Consider the following 14,404-nt stretch of genomic DNA (forward strand, 5'->3'; position numbering starts at 1 on the left):
CGCACGGAAACCCGTACCGCCCCGCGCGGGAATTCACGCATTCCTCACGACGTGTACCGCGGCTGAATTCTCCCTACGTCCGGACCACGCCCGCTCCGACGTGCCGCGCACGTCACCGGGAATGCCGGACCCGGCAATTCAACGGCTGAGCCACCAGCGTTCGTTGTCCTTGGACAAAGCGTCCCACAACAGATTCAACGGGTGCCCGGGACCGCACGAGGCGCGGTCGCCGCGCCGCGTGAACACCCCGACGAGCACCTCGGTCCTCGGCCCGACGTCCCCGATGATGTCCAGGCGCCGCAGGCCGCCCGCCTCGGGGAGGCTGCCGCTCTCGGCGGCCTCCCCGATGCCCTGCGTGACCAGCATCGCCCCGCTGACCACGCCCGAGCGCAACAGCTCGAAGCCGTAGTGCGCGGCCTCTATCTCGGCGGCCACGGACAGGTGCTGACGGTAGTCCGTGCCGTACCAGGCGGCGAGGAAGCGGGCGATGAGACCGCCGGCCGAGACCACCAGGGGCAGCGTGGTCAGCCGGCCCGCGGTCACGGACGGGCCCGGCAGCCGCTCCTCGGGCAGATTGGTGAGCAGGGAGAGGCCGCTGCGACGCCACTCGATGATCTCGTACGGGTCGAGCTCGGCCTCCTGGCCCTCGGTGACGACGATGCTGCCGCAGACCAGGTCCAACTCCTTGGCCTGCAGCTTGGCGAAGAGGTCGCCGGTGCGCACATGGGTCACCTTCAGGTCCACGCCGCGCCGTTCGTACGCCTCGCCGACGCGCTCCACGGCGTCGAGGAGGAACCCGAGCGTGTAGCGCGTCGAGCCCACGGAGAGGGTCCTGCCGAGGCGGCGCCGGGCGTCGTGGACGCCCTCGGTCCACTGGTCGAGGGTGCGGCGCGCGAGTTCGACCAGGGCCTCGCCGGTGGGGGTGAACAGGACGTCCTTGCCGCGGCCGCGCTTGAGGACGAGCGCCTCCCCGCACAGCGCCCCGAACGTGCGGTTCATCGTGTCCAGCTGCTTCTGCACGCTGGACTGCTCGCGGCCCAGCAGGCGGGCGGCGGCCAGCGCGGTGCCGCTCTCGTGCACCGCGAGCAGCGTGCGCAACTGGTCCATCGTGGTGTCAAGGAGATCCGTGGGGTACTGCTGCGGACCTGATAATGCCATGCGCGAGTTCTCGCTCTCCGACTCCCTCGTCTTTTAGGCCATGCAGCATAACCACAGCGGGAAACTGATCCGGAGTTCAGCGGAAATTATCTGGGGATTTCTTCCAGAAAATACTGGATGTGTTCCCGGTACCCGTGGAATGGTCGAGCCAATCCCACACGATCATTCATCTCTGCAGGGAGAGACACGCTCGTGAGTCACCACAAGGCCGCCCCCGCGCCCACCGCACTGCAGGCTGCGGGCACCTCGTCTCCCTGCCCACCGCCCTCGTGGCGGTCGTGCTGTGCTGGCCGCCGCCCGTGAACCGCTGGGCGAGGCAGCACGAGGCCGGCGCCTAGCCGCCGCGCCGCGTGGCACACGCCGGGACCGGTGCCTTCGGGGGTGGATACCGGCACCGGCGTGTGCCGCGCGACATCTGGCCAGGTGGCCCGGGCGGCAGGACCATACCGGCGTGGAGCCCTACTGGGAATTGACCTTCGACGCCGACGGCGACGTCGACACCGCGCAGCGCGCACAGCTGCTGTCGGGCGCGGAACGTGAACGCGTCACCGATCTGCTGTTCTTCGCGCACGGCTGGAACAACGAGAAGCGGGACGCACGGCAGTTGTACCGCCGGTTCTTCGCCCCGTGTCCGGGCATGTCGGCGTCGGGGGTGCGCCTCGGCTACGTCGGGGTGCTCTGGCCCGCGATCCGCTTCGCCGACGAACCCATCCCCGACTACGACCCCTCCGCCACCGTGACCGCCGCCGCGCCGCCGGGCGGACCGGTCCTGGACGCGGCGACCCGGCAGGCGCTCGCCCGGGCCTTCCCGGAGGAGGGCGCGACGCTGGACCGGATCGCGGAGCTGCTCGCCGAGCGCTCCGAAGTGCCCACCCGGATCTACGAGTTCGGGCGGCTGGTGCGCGAGCTGGTCTCGCTGCGGGAGACGAGCCCGGCCCGGCACTTCGGCGAGGACACCGGCGCGGGCGAGCCCGCGATGCTCACCGACGACGCGGTGCAGGTGTGCGAGGTGTTCGCCGCCGCCCTCGCGGAGCACACCGAACGGCCCGAGCTCTTCGGCTCGCTGCGCAAACGGCTGTGGTCCGGCGCGCACGAACTGCTGCGCCAGGGCACCTACTACGCGATGAAGCGACGGGCGGGCGCGGTGGGCCAGTTGGGGCTCGGGCCCGCGATCGGCCTGCTCGCCGCCGACGCGCCGGCGATCCGGGTGCATCTGATCGGGCACAGCTTCGGGGGCCGGCTCGTCTCGTACGCGCTGCGCGGAATGCCCGCGGACGTGCGGGCCGTGAAGTCGGTGACGCTGCTCGAAGGGGCCTTCTCGCACTACGCGTTCGCCGGGCGGCTGCCGCACGACAGGACGCGGGGCGGCGCGCTGGCGGGCATGCAGCACCGCATCGACGGGCCGCTCGTCTCCTGCTACTCCCACTTCGACGACGCGCTCGGCCGCCTCTACCCGCTGGCGTCGAAGCTGGCCGGGGACTCCACGAGCTTTCTGAACCTGTGGGAGCGGTGGGGCGCGATCGGCTACAACGGCATCCGCGCGGTGGACGGCGGCAAGCGCATCAAGCTGGGCGAGAAGGTGCCCACCAAGGGGTGCGTGAGCATCGACGCGGCGTCGGTGGTGCGGCGGGGCGGTCCGCCCTCCGGCGCGCACAGCGACGTGTGCCACGAGCAACTGGCACACGTCGTGTTCGCCGCAGGGCGGATCGCGCGCGCCTAGCGGATTCCCGGGCCGCCCGAGGGGTCGCGGTGGCGCGGGAACTCGACGACCTGCTGGTACGTCGGGCGGTTCTGCCACTGGATCGGCTTGTGCGTGATGCCGCCCAGGGCACGGTGGATGACCGAGTCGGCGCACCACTGGTCGCCCGCCTTGCAGGAGTCGTCACCGGGGTAGACCTCGGTGGCCGGCTTCGCGAGGGCCTGCGTGAGGGTGGTGAGCAGGGCGTCCCGGCAGGCGTCGAGCTTGCCGTCGCCGCAGAAGGTGTCGCCCAGCCCGCCCTTCACCGGCTGCCCGAGCACCGCGCGCAGGTCCTTGTCGGCATAGCCCCACCAGCCGTACTGGAAGGCCGATCCGGCGTGCGCCCCGGTGGGTCCGTGGCCGGCCGAGGGGGCCTCGTCGGTGGCGAGCTGGGCCGTGAGGGCGTCGTAGAGGTCCTTGCCGAGGCCCGGCTTGAACTCGGCCTCGATCAGGAGCGGCCACCAGGCGTCCATGATGCGCACGGCGTCGGGGTGGGCGTACGCCTTGGAGCCCGCCGCCGTCTGGTTGCGCTGGGCGCCCGCCTTGCGCCAGGCCTCCAGCTGCTGGACGGCCTTGGCCTGCTGCGGGTCGGTGACCGGCTTGCTGCGGAGCACCTTCAGGAGCTCGGGCAGCACCTGTTCGCCGCGCAGGTCGGTGACGGCGGCCTCGGACATGGCCTGGGTCAGCGAGGCGCGGGTGACGCCGCCCTCCTCGGTGAGCTTCTTGACGCGGCCGTCGAGCAGGTCGCCGCGGTGCACGGCGCTGACACCGAATCCCGCGGTGTTGAAGTCCTTGGCCTGCTTGTTGTTCCAGGAGATGTAGTAGTCCTGGTTGACGGACTGCGGGTGCTCGGCGGGCGGGGTCTGCGCGGAGGTGTTGTCCGCGGGGTCGAAGTCCTGCCATTCGTAGGCCTGTTCACCCTTGACGGGCAGGGCCGGGTCGACGTCCTTGGCGCGCTCGGGGTTGGCGCCGCTGTTGTAGTACGCGACGTCGCGCGAGTCGGCGTAGAACCAGTTGAAGGCGTAGCTGATGCTCTGCGCGGCCTTCTTGAAGCTCGCGGCGTCCTTCACGTAGCCGGGGTCGTTCAGCATCTGGAAGCCGATGATGGAGTCGGCCTCGTGGCGGTAGGTGGAGCGCAGCGAGACGTACGCGACGGGCTTGCCGCCGACGGTGGCGCGGTGGCTGACGATGCCGTACTTCGTACGGAAGACCTGCATGCGGTAGGAGCCGGCGGCCGTGGAGTCGGCGACGGTCGGCTTCCAGGCGTTCTTGCGCTCCAGCTTCTCCATGGGCGTGCAGGTGCCGCGGTAGAGGTAGCCGGTGGACTGCTTGGTGGGCGTGCCGCCGCCGGGCTCGCACAGTTCGACGGCGTACGTGTCGGTGATGTCCTGTCCGGCGGAGGTGGCCGACCAGGCGTAGTCCTGGCCGCGGCCCAGCTGGATGTACATGCCGACGCCCGCGAAGGAGACGCCGCGCGCGCTGATGCCGGGGCCCTGGAGCTCCTGCTGCATGAGGAGCTGGGGCGCGAAGTAGCCGGTCTGCGGGCCGAAGACGGCGACGGGGTTGCCGCTCGCGGTGTGCTTGCCGGACACCAGCAGGGCGTTGGACATGCCCTTCTTGTGGCCGTCCGCGCGGAACAGGTCCGAGGGCAGGACGCCCTTGTCGTACATGCCCTGGAGCGGCCTGAGCTTCTTGGGCGCCTTCACCGGGTCCTTGGCGCCGCTCTTCGCGCCGCCCTCGCGGTCGTAGACGAGCTGCTCGCGCTCGACGGAGCCGGGGTCGGGCAGCGCGGTGCCGCGCGCCTTCTCGGGCTTGCCCGCGTACGGGAAGCTCGTGCCGTCGTGGATGGTCTGGACGGCCTCGGGGTCGTTGCGGGCGCGGAAGGACTCCCAGACCTTCGTACCCTTCTCGACGCCGTACTTCTCCTGGGACTTGAGCAGGGAGAGGGCCGACTCGACCTCTCCGCCGCCGCCGTTGCCGAAGAGCCCGCCGACCACGGAGGCCAGGGCGATCATGTCGGTGACCTTGAAGGGCTCTATCTCGCCGATGTTGGTGATGGCGTCGATCTTGCCGGTGAGAACGTACTCGCCGGGGAAGTAACGGCCGTTCTTGGCCTTGACGCGGTAGGCGTTGAGCCCGTCGATGTAGGCCTGCGCGTCCTCCATCGCGCGTTTGCCGCGCTCGCCCTGGGTCGACTTGATGTATTCGACCTGCTTTTCGAGGTCCTGCTCCGTGTACGGAGCCTGCGGCCAGAACTGCTGTTCAAGGCCCTGGTTGGCGAGCGCGCCGCCGGCGAACGAGGTCAGCTGGCCGCGCCCGATGTGCCGGAAGAGGTCGATGAGCCAGAGCCGGTCCTGGCCCGCGGCGAAGCCCGCGCCGAACTCGGTGCCGTAGCGCGTGGTGCCCTGGATGTGCGGGATCCCGTACTTCTTGTCCCGGGTGATCGTCACGTCGTCGCGCGGCTTGGTGACGGAGTCCACCTGGTCCTCGCGCACCCCGAAGGAGGAGTCGTCGAAGAACTCGGTGAGGCGGTCGTCGGTGAGCGAGGGATAGCCGGAGGAGAGCGCGTCGTAGGGGCCCAACTGGTCGTCGGCGTGCTTCGGCTGGGTGCCGAAGACCCGGTGGGCGAGGATCTCGGCGAGGGTCGCGCCGCCGTTCGCGCCGGGCGGCAGGACGTCGGCGCACTGGCCCTCGCAGTAGTCGGCGGCCGCCTTGGGCACCGGTTTCGGCGGGGCGGCCGACGCCCCCTGCAGAGGGGCGAGAAGGGAGGCGCCGAGGGCGAGCGCCGCTCCCGCCGTGAGGGTTCTGAGTCGGACGATGCGTCGTCGCATGGGTGCTCCTCCGGGTCCTGGGGAAGACCGATGCGCCGGAGGCTACTGGTGGGTTGACGAACCCGAAAGATGAACATGCGTCGCCTTTTCCGAATCACCACAACGCGCCCCCCTCCGACAGGCGTCAGCCCAGTTCAAACGGGCAAGCGAAAATCTGTCGCCCGATACGGGAGCCGAATCGCGTGTCGATACGTCTACTCGGCGACGTCGTTTCGAGGCCGGCCCCGGACCAAGGCCCGGCTTCGACACCGGCAGAGAAGGAACACGGGGTACCAGTACGGGGAAAGTGTGACGGAGGTGCAGGGCGATGGCCGGATTCCGGAGTCTCGCGAGACAGGTGCGTGATCCGCAGAGCGATCTGGCACTGCGGCGCTACTCGCTGCGCAAGTGCCTGGAGAGGTTCGCCCCTTACGGCCACCGGGCGACCTGGGACCATCTGAGCTCCCGGGCGGGCTTCGGGCCCGAGGACAGGTCGCCCGACCCGGCGCGGCTGGTGTCCGCGCTCGACGAACTGGAGGCGGCGCGGGCCGTGTGGCTCGCCTACGAGGCGGACTTCGCGGAGCGCCGCCGCAAGGAGAAGCACGACGGGCTCAGGCGCCCCGGCAGCGACGACGACTGGCACCGCTGCACCTGGGGCGGGTGCGGCGTCGCCTGGTGCGACGACCCGGACGTCCACCCGCACGAGCCCCTCGCCGAAGTCCTGCGCCGGCTGATCGCGGCGCTGGAGCGGGCGCCGGGCACGGCCTGCCCCGTCTGCGCGGACACGACCCTGGTGTGGCGGCACGGACTGGCGCACGAGCCGTCGTCGGGGGCGGTCTGCACGGGCTGCGGCATCGTCGTGCCCGGCCCGGTCCTCACCACGGACGCCGTGGCCCAGGCGCAGGCACGGCGGCTGCGCCCCCTGGTCTCGGCGTGAGGGACGGCGTGGTCAGGGTGTGGCCACGTCCGTGTGGACGGCGAGCTTGAACTGGGCATGAGTGAGCGGCGTGGCGAGCTTCACGTCTCCCACGCCGCGCGCCGATATCTTCAGCGCGACGGGCGTGCTGGGGTGCACGAACATCTGCCAGACGTACGACCGGAACTGCCCGCCCCGGGTGGCGGCGGAGTCGGTCGTGGCCGTCGAGTCGTACCCGGTCGACAGCTCCAGCGGGTCGCGGACGAAGCGCGCGCGGTACTCGGTCGGCTTCGGGGCCGAGTCCCAGAAGACCATCGCGGAGAGCACGCCCCAGCCCTCGTGGCTGGGCCAGATGAGCCCGGAGCGGGCGTCCGGGAAGCGCGAGGGGTGCGTGCCGCCCCTCGCGGGGTCGTGCATGTGCCACGGATCGTAGGACTCCTGGTCCGCTCCGTAGGGAAAGCGCACCAGGTGGTACCCGTCGCTGTCGTACGTCACGCGCTGCGGCGCGTGCCGCGCGGCGTCCCACAGCAGTGAACAGATGGCGACCGACATCGCCCCTCCCCCGTATCGGCGTCGACGTGCCTTCTTCGTTCTTTGCGCAACTGCCTTGCGTAGAAGACACGTTGATACGTATCGGACGGTTGCGGCCAGACGTAGCACAGGGAATTTTCGGTGGTCACGTCAATTTTGCGGCGGGGAGAGTGATCGGCGATGACGGACACCCGGAGCCCCTGAGGAGACAGGCCCATGTCGACGCTGCGCGTCACCGCCGAAGTGCTGACGATCCACGAGCATCCCCGCGCCGACGCGCTGGAACTGGCCCAGGTGGGCCTGTACCGCGCGGTCGTGGCGAAGGGCGCCTACCGCACGGGCGAGTACGCGGTGTACATCCCCGAGCAGGCGGTCCTGCCGGCACCCCTGATCGAGGAGCTGGGCCTCACGGGCAGGCTCGCGGGCGGCAACCACGACCGGGTCAAGGCGGTGCGGCTGCGCGGCGAGCTGTCGCAGGGCATCGTGTGCCGCCCGGCCGCGCTCGACGGGCAGGACCTGGCGAGCGCGGCGGCCGACGGCACGGACTTCGCGGAGCGGCTCGGCATCACCAAGTGGGTGCCGCCGATCCCGCCGACGATGGACGGCGAGGTGGAGGCGGCGCCCGATCTGCTGCCCTGGGTCGACATCGAGAACATCCAGCGGCACCCGGACGTCTTCGCGCCCGGCGAGCCGGTCGTCCTGACCGAGAAGCTGCACGGCTCGGCCTGCCTGGTGACCTATGTCGCCGAGGACGACCGCGTGCACGTCTCGTCCAAGGGGTTCGGCGCCAAGTCGCTGGCGCTGCGGGAGGACCCGCGCAATCTGTACTGGCGAGCGGTCCGCGCCCACGGGGTGGCGGACGCGGCGGCCCGGCTGGCCCGGCGGCTCGGCGCGCGCCGGATCGGCATCTTCGGGGAGGTGTACGGCGACGGGGTGCAGGACCTCGGCTACGGCGCGGACGGGCGGCGCGAGACGCTCGGGTACGCGGCCTTCGACGTGAGCGCGGACCTCGACGGCGAGGTGCGCTGGCTGGACACGGCGGAGCTGCTCGCGGGCGAACTGCCGCTGGTGCCGCGGCTGTACGAGGGCCCCTACGACAGCCACCGCGTCCTGGAGCTCGCGACGGGCCGCGAGACGGTGTCCGGGCGGGAGCTGCATCTGCGCGAGGGCCTGGTGATCCGGCCCGCCGTGGAGCGGTACAGCCCGGTGACGGGCGGGCGGGCCATCGCGAAGGCGGTCAGCGCCGCGTATCTGACGCGCAAGGGCGGCACCGAGTACGAGTAGGCGTCCGGGTGGGGGGGGGCGGCCGCGGGGCCGCCCCCCCCCCTCCCCGCTCACTCCGCCGGCGCGGCCGTCCGGCGCTCGCCGAGGAGCCGGGAGCCGGTGAGCCGCTCGCCGAAGACGTCGTCGGGGTTGGAGAGCACACAGGTCTCCAGGGACAGGCAGCCGCAGCCGATGCAGTCCGAGAGGTGGTCGCGCAGCCGGCTCAGCTGCTTGATGCGCGCGTCCAGTTCGCTGCGCCAGTGCTCCGAGAGGTGCGCCCAGTCCTCGCGGTTGGGCGTGCGCTCCTCGGGGAGCGAGTCGAGCGCCTCGCGGATCGTGGCGAGCGGGATGCCGACGCGCTGGGAGGCGCGGATGAAGGCGACGCGGCGCAGCGTGTCCCGGTGGTAGCGGCGCTGGTTGCCCGAGGTGCGGCGGCTGGTGATGAGGCCCTTGGACTCGTAGAAGTGCAGGGCGGAGACGGCGGCGCCGCTGCGCGCGGACAGCTGGCCGACCGTGAGTTCGTGGACCTTCTCTGGGATCTGGGGCACCCCGCGAAGCCTAATCGCCGGTCCGTTGACACGCGTCGGCGCACCCCGCATGCTGAGCAAGCGCTTAGTCTGCGTACGTCGCCGCATACGTCTAGGAGGCCAGGGTCATGGCGGAGCCGAGGATCTTCACGTCGGCCGAGGAACTGCGCGCCGGGGTCGGCGAGCAACTCGGGTACAGCGACTGGCTGGAGGTCGACCAGAAGCGGATCGACCTCTTCGCCGACGCCACCGGCGATCACCAGTGGATCCACGTGGACGCGGAGAAGGCGGCGCAGGGCCCCTTCGGGACCACGATCGCGCACGGCTATCTGACGCTGTCGCTGCTGCCGAGCCTGGTGCCGCAGACCATGCGCGTCGAGGGCATGAGGATGGGCATCAACTACGGCACGAACAAGGTGCGTTTCCCCTCCCCCGTACCGGTCGGCTCGCGGCTGCGCGCGACCGCCGTGCTGACCGACGTGACGCCGACGAAGGACGGCGGGGTGCAGGTGACGGCCCAGGTCACCGTCGAGCGCGAGGGCGCCGACAAGCCCGCCTGCGTCGCGGAGTCGGTGTCCCGCTACTACTTCTGAGCACCCACCATGCGCAGGACGAGGTCGGCGTAGAGCGCGCCGACCTCGTCGGGCGTGCGGTGCCCCGCCGTGTTGAACCAGCGGGCGACGTCGATGCAGAGCGAGAGCACGGCGAGCGTGGTGCCCGGCACGTCGGGGACGTCGAACTCCCCCGTCCGCACGCCGTCGTTGATGATGTCCCGCACGGCCGCGTCCGACTTGCGGCGCAGCGCGACGATCTCCGTGCGGTGCTCCTCGCCGAGCGCGTCCAGCTCGTACTGCACGACGCGCGCCGTCGTGTGGTGGGCGGCGTGCCAGCGGACGAAGGAGCGCACGGCCGCGGCGAGGCGCTCGGCGGCGCCGCCCTCTCCGTCCGCCGCGGTCCGCAGGATGTCCAGGGCCTTGTCGTGGCCGATCCTGCTGATGCGGTGGAGCAGCTCTTCCTTGGTCTTGTAGTGGATGTAGAGCGCGGCGGGGCTCATGCCGGCGCGGCCGGCGATGTCACGCGTGGTCGTGGCGTGGTACCCGCGCTCCGCGAAGGCCTCGACGGCGGCGATCAGCAGCCGCCTCGCGGCGTCGGGGCTGACCTCGCCCCACGGCTGCTCCTCGCTCTCGGTCTCCGCGGCCGATCCCATGTCCCACTCCTTCACCCCGTCGGGAGGGACACCATACCCCTGTCGGTGAGCAAGCGCTTAGGGTGCCGGGACCCGGCAGGGCCCCGGCGGGGCGGTCAGGACTTGGCGAAGGGGTCGTGCTCGGCGAGCAGCCGGTCCACGCGGGCCTGGTCGACCCTGCTGACGATCTGGTCGGCCTCCTGCCGGTCCCTGATCACCTTGGCGAGGGTGAACGCGGAGGTGGTCAGATACAGCACCGAGATGGCGAGGAAGCCCCGCACCCACGCGGAGGCGTCGAGGTAGCCGATGCCGACGGCCACCGCGGCCAGGGCGACGGAGAAGGAGGCGACCGCCTGGCCGTAGAAGGCGGTCGTGGTCTGCTGCTTCACGGGTGGCTCAGTCATGGACGCAGCATCGGGCAGGAGTGGCCCGCGCCATATCCGCTCGCGTACTCAGACGCGTACTCACCCGGCCCGGCGACCCAGTCGCCCGGCCGCCCCCTCAGAACGCCGAAACCCCCGTCAGCGCGCGGCCGATGACGAGCTTCTGGATCTGGCTGGTGCCCTCGTAGAGCGTCATCACGCGGGCGTCGCGCAGCAGCTTGCCCGCCGGATACTCGTCGATGTAGCCGTAGCCGCCGAAGACCTGGAGGGCGTTGTTGGCGGCGCGCACGGCGGCCTCGGAGGCGAAGAGCTTGGCCTTGGAGGACTCCGTGGCGAAGGGCTGCCCCCGGTCGATGAGGTCGGCGACGCGCCAGGTCAGCAGCCGCGCGGCGTCCACGTCGACCGCGATGTCGCTGATCAGCTCCTGCACCAGCTGGTGGTGGGCGATGGTCTTGCCGAACTGCTCGCGCTCACCGGCGTAGCGCACGGCCGCGTCGAGGGCGGCCCGCGCGATGCCCACGCACCCCGCGGCCACCGACATGCGCCCCTTGGCGAGGGCGGACATGGCGACGGAGAAGCCCTTGCCCTCGGGAGCCATCATGGCGCTCGCCGGGACGCGGACGTCCTCCAGGACCAGTTCGGCGGTGGCCTGGCCGCGCAGGCCGAGCTTGCCGTGCAGGGTGCGGCGGCTCAGACCCGGGGTGTCGGTGGGGACCAGGAACGCGGAGACGCCCTTGTGGCCCGGGGCGTCGCCGGTGCGGGCGAAGAGGAGGACGACGTCGGCCCAGGTGCCGTTCGTGATGAACATCTTGGTGCCGTTGATGACGTAGTCGTCGCCGTCGCGCACGGCCCGGGTCGAGAGGTTGCCCGCGTCGGACCCGGTGCCCGGTTCGGTGAGCCCGAAGCAGCCGACGTACGCGCCGGAGGTGAGGCCGGGCAGCCAGCGCCGCTTCTGCTCCTCGTCGCCCCAGTGCGCGATGGTCTTGGCGACCAGGCCGAGGGAGACCGAGACGATGCCGCGCACGGAGGAGTCCCCGCGCCCCAGCTCCTCGGTGACCAGACAGTACGCGAGGTGGTCGCCGCCGGAGCCGCCGTACTCCTCGTCGATGGTCAGGCCGAGGAAGCCGACCTCCCCGAGCTTCTTCACGATGCCCCGGTCGACGCTCTCGGCGCGGTCCCAGTCGACGACGTGCGGGGTGATCTCGCGCGCGACGAAGTCCTCGGCCAGCTGCCGGACGGCGGACTGCTCCTCGCTGAGCTCCAGGTTCATCGTGGGCACCTCTTCGCGTCGAGATGTAAATTAGCAGTGCTAGTTTACTGGGGCAGCCCTACTATGTGCCGCATGGCCCGACCGCGCAAGCCCCTTCTCAGCAGAGATCGCATCGTCGAGACGGCGCGTGCGCTCGTGGACGCCGAGGGCCTCGCGGCCGTCTCCACGCGCCGCCTCGCCGCCGAACTCGGCGTCAGCGGGCCGTCCCTGTACAACCACTTCCGCACCAAGGACCAGATCCTGGAGGCGGTCGCGGACTCGGTGAGCGCGCAGGTCGACCTGTCGATGTTCGACGCGGCCGACGGGCGCGACTGGCGCACGGCGCTGCACGACTGGGCCGTCTCCTACCGGGCGGCGCTCACCCTGCACCCGAACATCGTCCCGGTGCTCGCGCAGGGCCCCGGCCGCCGCCCGGCCGGACTGCGGCTCGCGGACGCGGTGTTCGGGGCGATGGTCGACGCGGGCTGGCCGGCCGCGCAGGCCACGTCGATCGGCGCGCTGATGCGGTACTTCATCATGGGCTCGGCGCTCGGCTCGTTCGCCGGGGGCTTCGTGGACGACGAGGCCGCGTACGACCCGGCCGACTACCCGCACCTGGGCCAGGCCCACCTGCTCGCCGAGCGCCAGCACCTCATCGACGACCGCGCCTTCGAAACGGGCCTCACGGCCCTGCTCGACGGCCTCGCGCTCCAGTACGAGCAGGTGGGCGCGCGGACCTGAGGGCGGGCCCGCCGGAGAGCGGCCGGACGACCACGTTTCGGCGCGCGCCGAAGCGTTCGGGGCCCATGCTGGAGGCATGACGCCAGGCCGTACGCCCAGCAGGTCCGCCGCCGGCAACACCCCCGCCACCCCGGCCGCCGCACTCGCCGCGCTCGCCGCGCTGTTCGCGGACGAGACGCGGGCGGCCTGTCTGCTCGCGCTGCTCGACGGGCGGGCCTGGACCGCCGGGGAGCTGGCGCGGCACGCGGGCGTCGCGGCGTCGACGGCCGGCGAGCACCTGGACAAGCTGGTGGCGGGCGGTCTGCTCGCCGAGGAGCGGCAGGGCAGGCACCGCTACGTACGCCTGGCCGACGCGCGCGCGGCCCAGCTCGTGGAGGATCTCGCCGCCCAGGTGGTGCCGGAGGCCGCGGCGCGGCCCCGCACGCTGCGCGCGGCGGGCGCCCGGTCCGCGATGGCACGGGGGCGCACCTGTTACGACCACTTGGCGGGGCGGCTCGGGATCGCCGTCACCGCGGCGATGACGGCGCGGGGGCTGCTGCGCCAGGACACCGGATTCGCGCTGACGGACCAAGGGGTGGACTGGTTCGGGGAGCTGGGCATCGCGCTGCCGCGCGGCGGACGGCGCCCGCTGGCCCGCGGCTGCCTGGACTGGACCGAGCGCAGGCCCCACCTGGCGGGGGCGGCGGGCGCGGCGCTCTGCCGGCACGCGCTGGACGCGGGCTGGTGCGACCGGATCGGCTCGGAGCGCGCGGTGCGGGTCACCCCGCGCGGGGCGCGGGCCTTCGCGGACCTCCTGGGCCTGGACGACCTCACCGAGCGCCTCGCGGGGCCGGACGCGCCGCGCTGACGCCTCACTCCGCCACGATGCGCTCCACGGCCGCCGCGACGATCGCGTCCCGCTCGGCCTCCGAGAGGACCTCGGGGAGCGTGAGCTGTTCGACGATGAGCCAGTTGAAGGCCAGGTACAGGAGCTTGACCGCCATCGCGTCGCCGGGCAGCCCGGAGGCCTCGTGGTACGAGAGGTTGGCGTCGAGGTCGGCGCGGACGCGCTCGGTGAGGACGGCGCGCAGCTCGGGGCGCCGGGTCGCCTCCAGGCGCAGTTCGAGCAGGGCGAGGTACCCGGTGCGGAAGCCGCTGACGCGGCCGACGACCTCGCGCATCAGCTCGACGTAGGTCTCCTTGTCGGGCTTGGCCGCGCGCTGGCGTTCGACGACCTCCTCGTCGGGCGTGAGCCGTTCGTAGACCCGGGCGCCCGCCTGCGTCAGCAGGTCGTCGCGGTTGCTGAAGTAGTTGGAGGCCGTGCCGGTGGGCACGCCCGCCTCGGTGTCCACGGCCCGGAAGGTCAGCCCGCGGGCGCCCTCCCTGGCGAGGACCTCGATGGCGGCGTCGACCAGGGCCGCCCGTCGCCCGTCATTCCTGCGCACCATTGACACCACTCCGTATGTAGTACTACGTTTCCACCACTACAAGAGAAGTACTACAGGGGGAGTCACCAGATGCGCAAGCTCGTGTACTACACCGGCACCTCCATCGACGGGTACATCGCGGGACCCGCCGACGAGGTCGACTTCTACCCCGTGGGCGACGAGGAGCAGGCCACCGCCTACGCCGCACGGGTCAACGCCCGCTATCCCGAGACCGTCCCCACCGCCCTGCGCCCGCACGTCGGCCTCGCCGACGCGCCCAACCAGCGCTTCGACACGGTGGTGATGGGCCACGGCACCTACCGCCAGGTCCTGGACCACGGCATCACGAGCCCGTACGCGCACCTGCGCCAGTACGTGGCCTCGAACACGCTGAGCACCTCGCCCGACCCGGCGGTGACCGTGACCGGCGGCGACCCGCTCGACCTGGTCCGCGACCTCAAGAAGCAGCAGGGGCAGGACATCTGGCTGTGCGGCG

General features: G+C 71.7%; 15 protein-coding genes. 7 read left to right on the forward strand and 8 right to left on the reverse strand.

Annotated features, from left to right (window positions below; all coding sequences use genetic code 11):
* Positions 1-138: 138 nt before the first annotated feature.
* A complete protein-coding gene (locus tag AOK22_RS19785) occupies positions 139-1,158 on the reverse strand; it encodes a LysR family transcriptional regulator (RefSeq protein WP_055700018.1) in 1,020 nt (339 codons plus the stop codon).
* A gap of 451 nt (positions 1,159-1,609) precedes the next feature.
* Between AOK22_RS19785 and AOK22_RS19790 the strand changes: the two genes are divergently transcribed.
* A complete protein-coding gene (locus AOK22_RS19790; protein WP_055700019.1) occupies positions 1,610-2,878 on the forward strand; it encodes a hypothetical protein in 1,269 nt (422 codons plus the stop codon).
* Here AOK22_RS19790 and AOK22_RS19795 read toward each other — a convergent pair.
* Positions 2,875-5,727 carry a penicillin acylase family protein gene (locus AOK22_RS19795; RefSeq protein WP_055700020.1) on the reverse strand — a complete coding sequence of 951 codons (2,853 nt, stop codon included), beginning with the start codon at positions 5,725-5,727 and terminating at the stop codon, positions 2,875-2,877. The genes AOK22_RS19790 and AOK22_RS19795 overlap by 4 nt on opposite strands.
* Positions 5,728-6,034: 307 nt before the next feature.
* Between AOK22_RS19795 and AOK22_RS19800 the strand changes: the two genes are divergently transcribed.
* Positions 6,035-6,643 carry a hypothetical protein gene (locus tag AOK22_RS19800; protein WP_055700021.1) on the forward strand — a complete coding sequence of 203 codons (609 nt, stop codon included), beginning with the start codon at positions 6,035-6,037 and terminating at the stop codon, positions 6,641-6,643.
* 12 nt (positions 6,644-6,655) lie between these two features.
* On the opposite strand, the gene AOK22_RS19805 is transcribed toward AOK22_RS19800, so the two are convergent.
* Positions 6,656-7,174, reverse strand: a complete 519-nt coding sequence (locus AOK22_RS19805) for a hypothetical protein (protein ID WP_055700022.1) — start codon at positions 7,172-7,174, stop codon at positions 6,656-6,658.
* 195 nt (positions 7,175-7,369) lie between these two features.
* Here AOK22_RS19805 and AOK22_RS19810 point away from each other — a divergent pair, with 195 nt between their 5' ends.
* Complete coding sequence (locus tag AOK22_RS19810; protein ID WP_055700023.1) at positions 7,370-8,437, forward strand: RNA ligase (ATP); 1,068 nt, start codon at positions 7,370-7,372, stop codon at positions 8,435-8,437.
* A 50-nt stretch (positions 8,438-8,487) separates the two neighbouring features.
* Here the strand turns inward: AOK22_RS19810 and soxR are convergent, their stop codons facing one another.
* On the reverse strand, positions 8,488-8,964 hold the full coding sequence (soxR, locus tag AOK22_RS19815; protein ID WP_055700024.1) for a redox-sensitive transcriptional activator SoxR: 477 nt from the start codon (positions 8,962-8,964) through the stop codon (positions 8,488-8,490).
* Between the two features lie 107 nt (positions 8,965-9,071).
* On the opposite strand from soxR, the gene AOK22_RS19820 reads away from it, so the two are divergent.
* Positions 9,072-9,536 carry a MaoC family dehydratase gene (locus AOK22_RS19820; RefSeq protein WP_055700025.1) on the forward strand — a complete coding sequence of 155 codons (465 nt, stop codon included), beginning with the start codon at positions 9,072-9,074 and terminating at the stop codon, positions 9,534-9,536.
* Here AOK22_RS19820 and AOK22_RS19825 read toward each other — a convergent pair.
* The 3 genes from AOK22_RS19825 to AOK22_RS19835 form a co-directional block, all read right to left on the reverse strand.
* Positions 9,527-10,150 (reverse strand): TetR/AcrR family transcriptional regulator, encoded by a 624-nt coding sequence (locus AOK22_RS19825; RefSeq protein WP_055700026.1) that lies wholly within the window; start codon positions 10,148-10,150, stop codon positions 9,527-9,529. The two genes, AOK22_RS19820 and AOK22_RS19825, sit on opposite strands and share 10 nt — an antisense overlap.
* A 95-nt stretch (positions 10,151-10,245) precedes the next feature.
* Positions 10,246-10,533 carry a YiaA/YiaB family inner membrane protein gene (locus AOK22_RS19830; RefSeq protein ID WP_055700027.1) on the reverse strand — a complete coding sequence of 96 codons (288 nt, stop codon included), beginning with the start codon at positions 10,531-10,533 and terminating at the stop codon, positions 10,246-10,248.
* A 97-nt stretch (positions 10,534-10,630) separates the two neighbouring features.
* Positions 10,631-11,782 (reverse strand): acyl-CoA dehydrogenase family protein, encoded by a 1,152-nt coding sequence (locus tag AOK22_RS19835; protein ID WP_055700028.1) that lies wholly within the window; start codon positions 11,780-11,782, stop codon positions 10,631-10,633.
* Positions 11,783-11,854: 72 nt separating this feature from the next.
* Here AOK22_RS19835 and AOK22_RS19840 point away from each other — a divergent pair, with 72 nt between their 5' ends.
* A complete protein-coding gene (locus tag AOK22_RS19840; protein WP_055700029.1) occupies positions 11,855-12,502 on the forward strand; it encodes a TetR/AcrR family transcriptional regulator in 648 nt (215 codons plus the stop codon).
* Positions 12,503-12,578: 76 nt separating this feature from the next.
* Positions 12,579-13,349 (forward strand): ArsR/SmtB family transcription factor, encoded by a 771-nt coding sequence (locus AOK22_RS19845; protein WP_079036689.1) that lies wholly within the window; start codon positions 12,579-12,581, stop codon positions 13,347-13,349.
* Between the two features lie 4 nt (positions 13,350-13,353).
* Here the strand turns inward: AOK22_RS19845 and AOK22_RS19850 are convergent, their stop codons facing one another.
* Positions 13,354-13,929 carry a TetR/AcrR family transcriptional regulator gene (locus AOK22_RS19850; protein WP_055700030.1) on the reverse strand — a complete coding sequence of 192 codons (576 nt, stop codon included), beginning with the start codon at positions 13,927-13,929 and terminating at the stop codon, positions 13,354-13,356.
* A 69-nt stretch (positions 13,930-13,998) separates the two neighbouring features.
* Between AOK22_RS19850 and AOK22_RS19855 the strand changes: the two genes are divergently transcribed.
* Positions 13,999-14,404 (forward strand): dihydrofolate reductase family protein (locus AOK22_RS19855; protein ID WP_055700031.1); only part of this gene is annotated, 406 nt, incomplete at its 3' end.

It is taken from the genome of Streptomyces silaceus, from assembly GCF_001419745.1.
Taxonomy (GTDB): Bacteria; Actinomycetota; Actinomycetes; order Streptomycetales; family Streptomycetaceae; genus Streptomyces; species Streptomyces silaceus.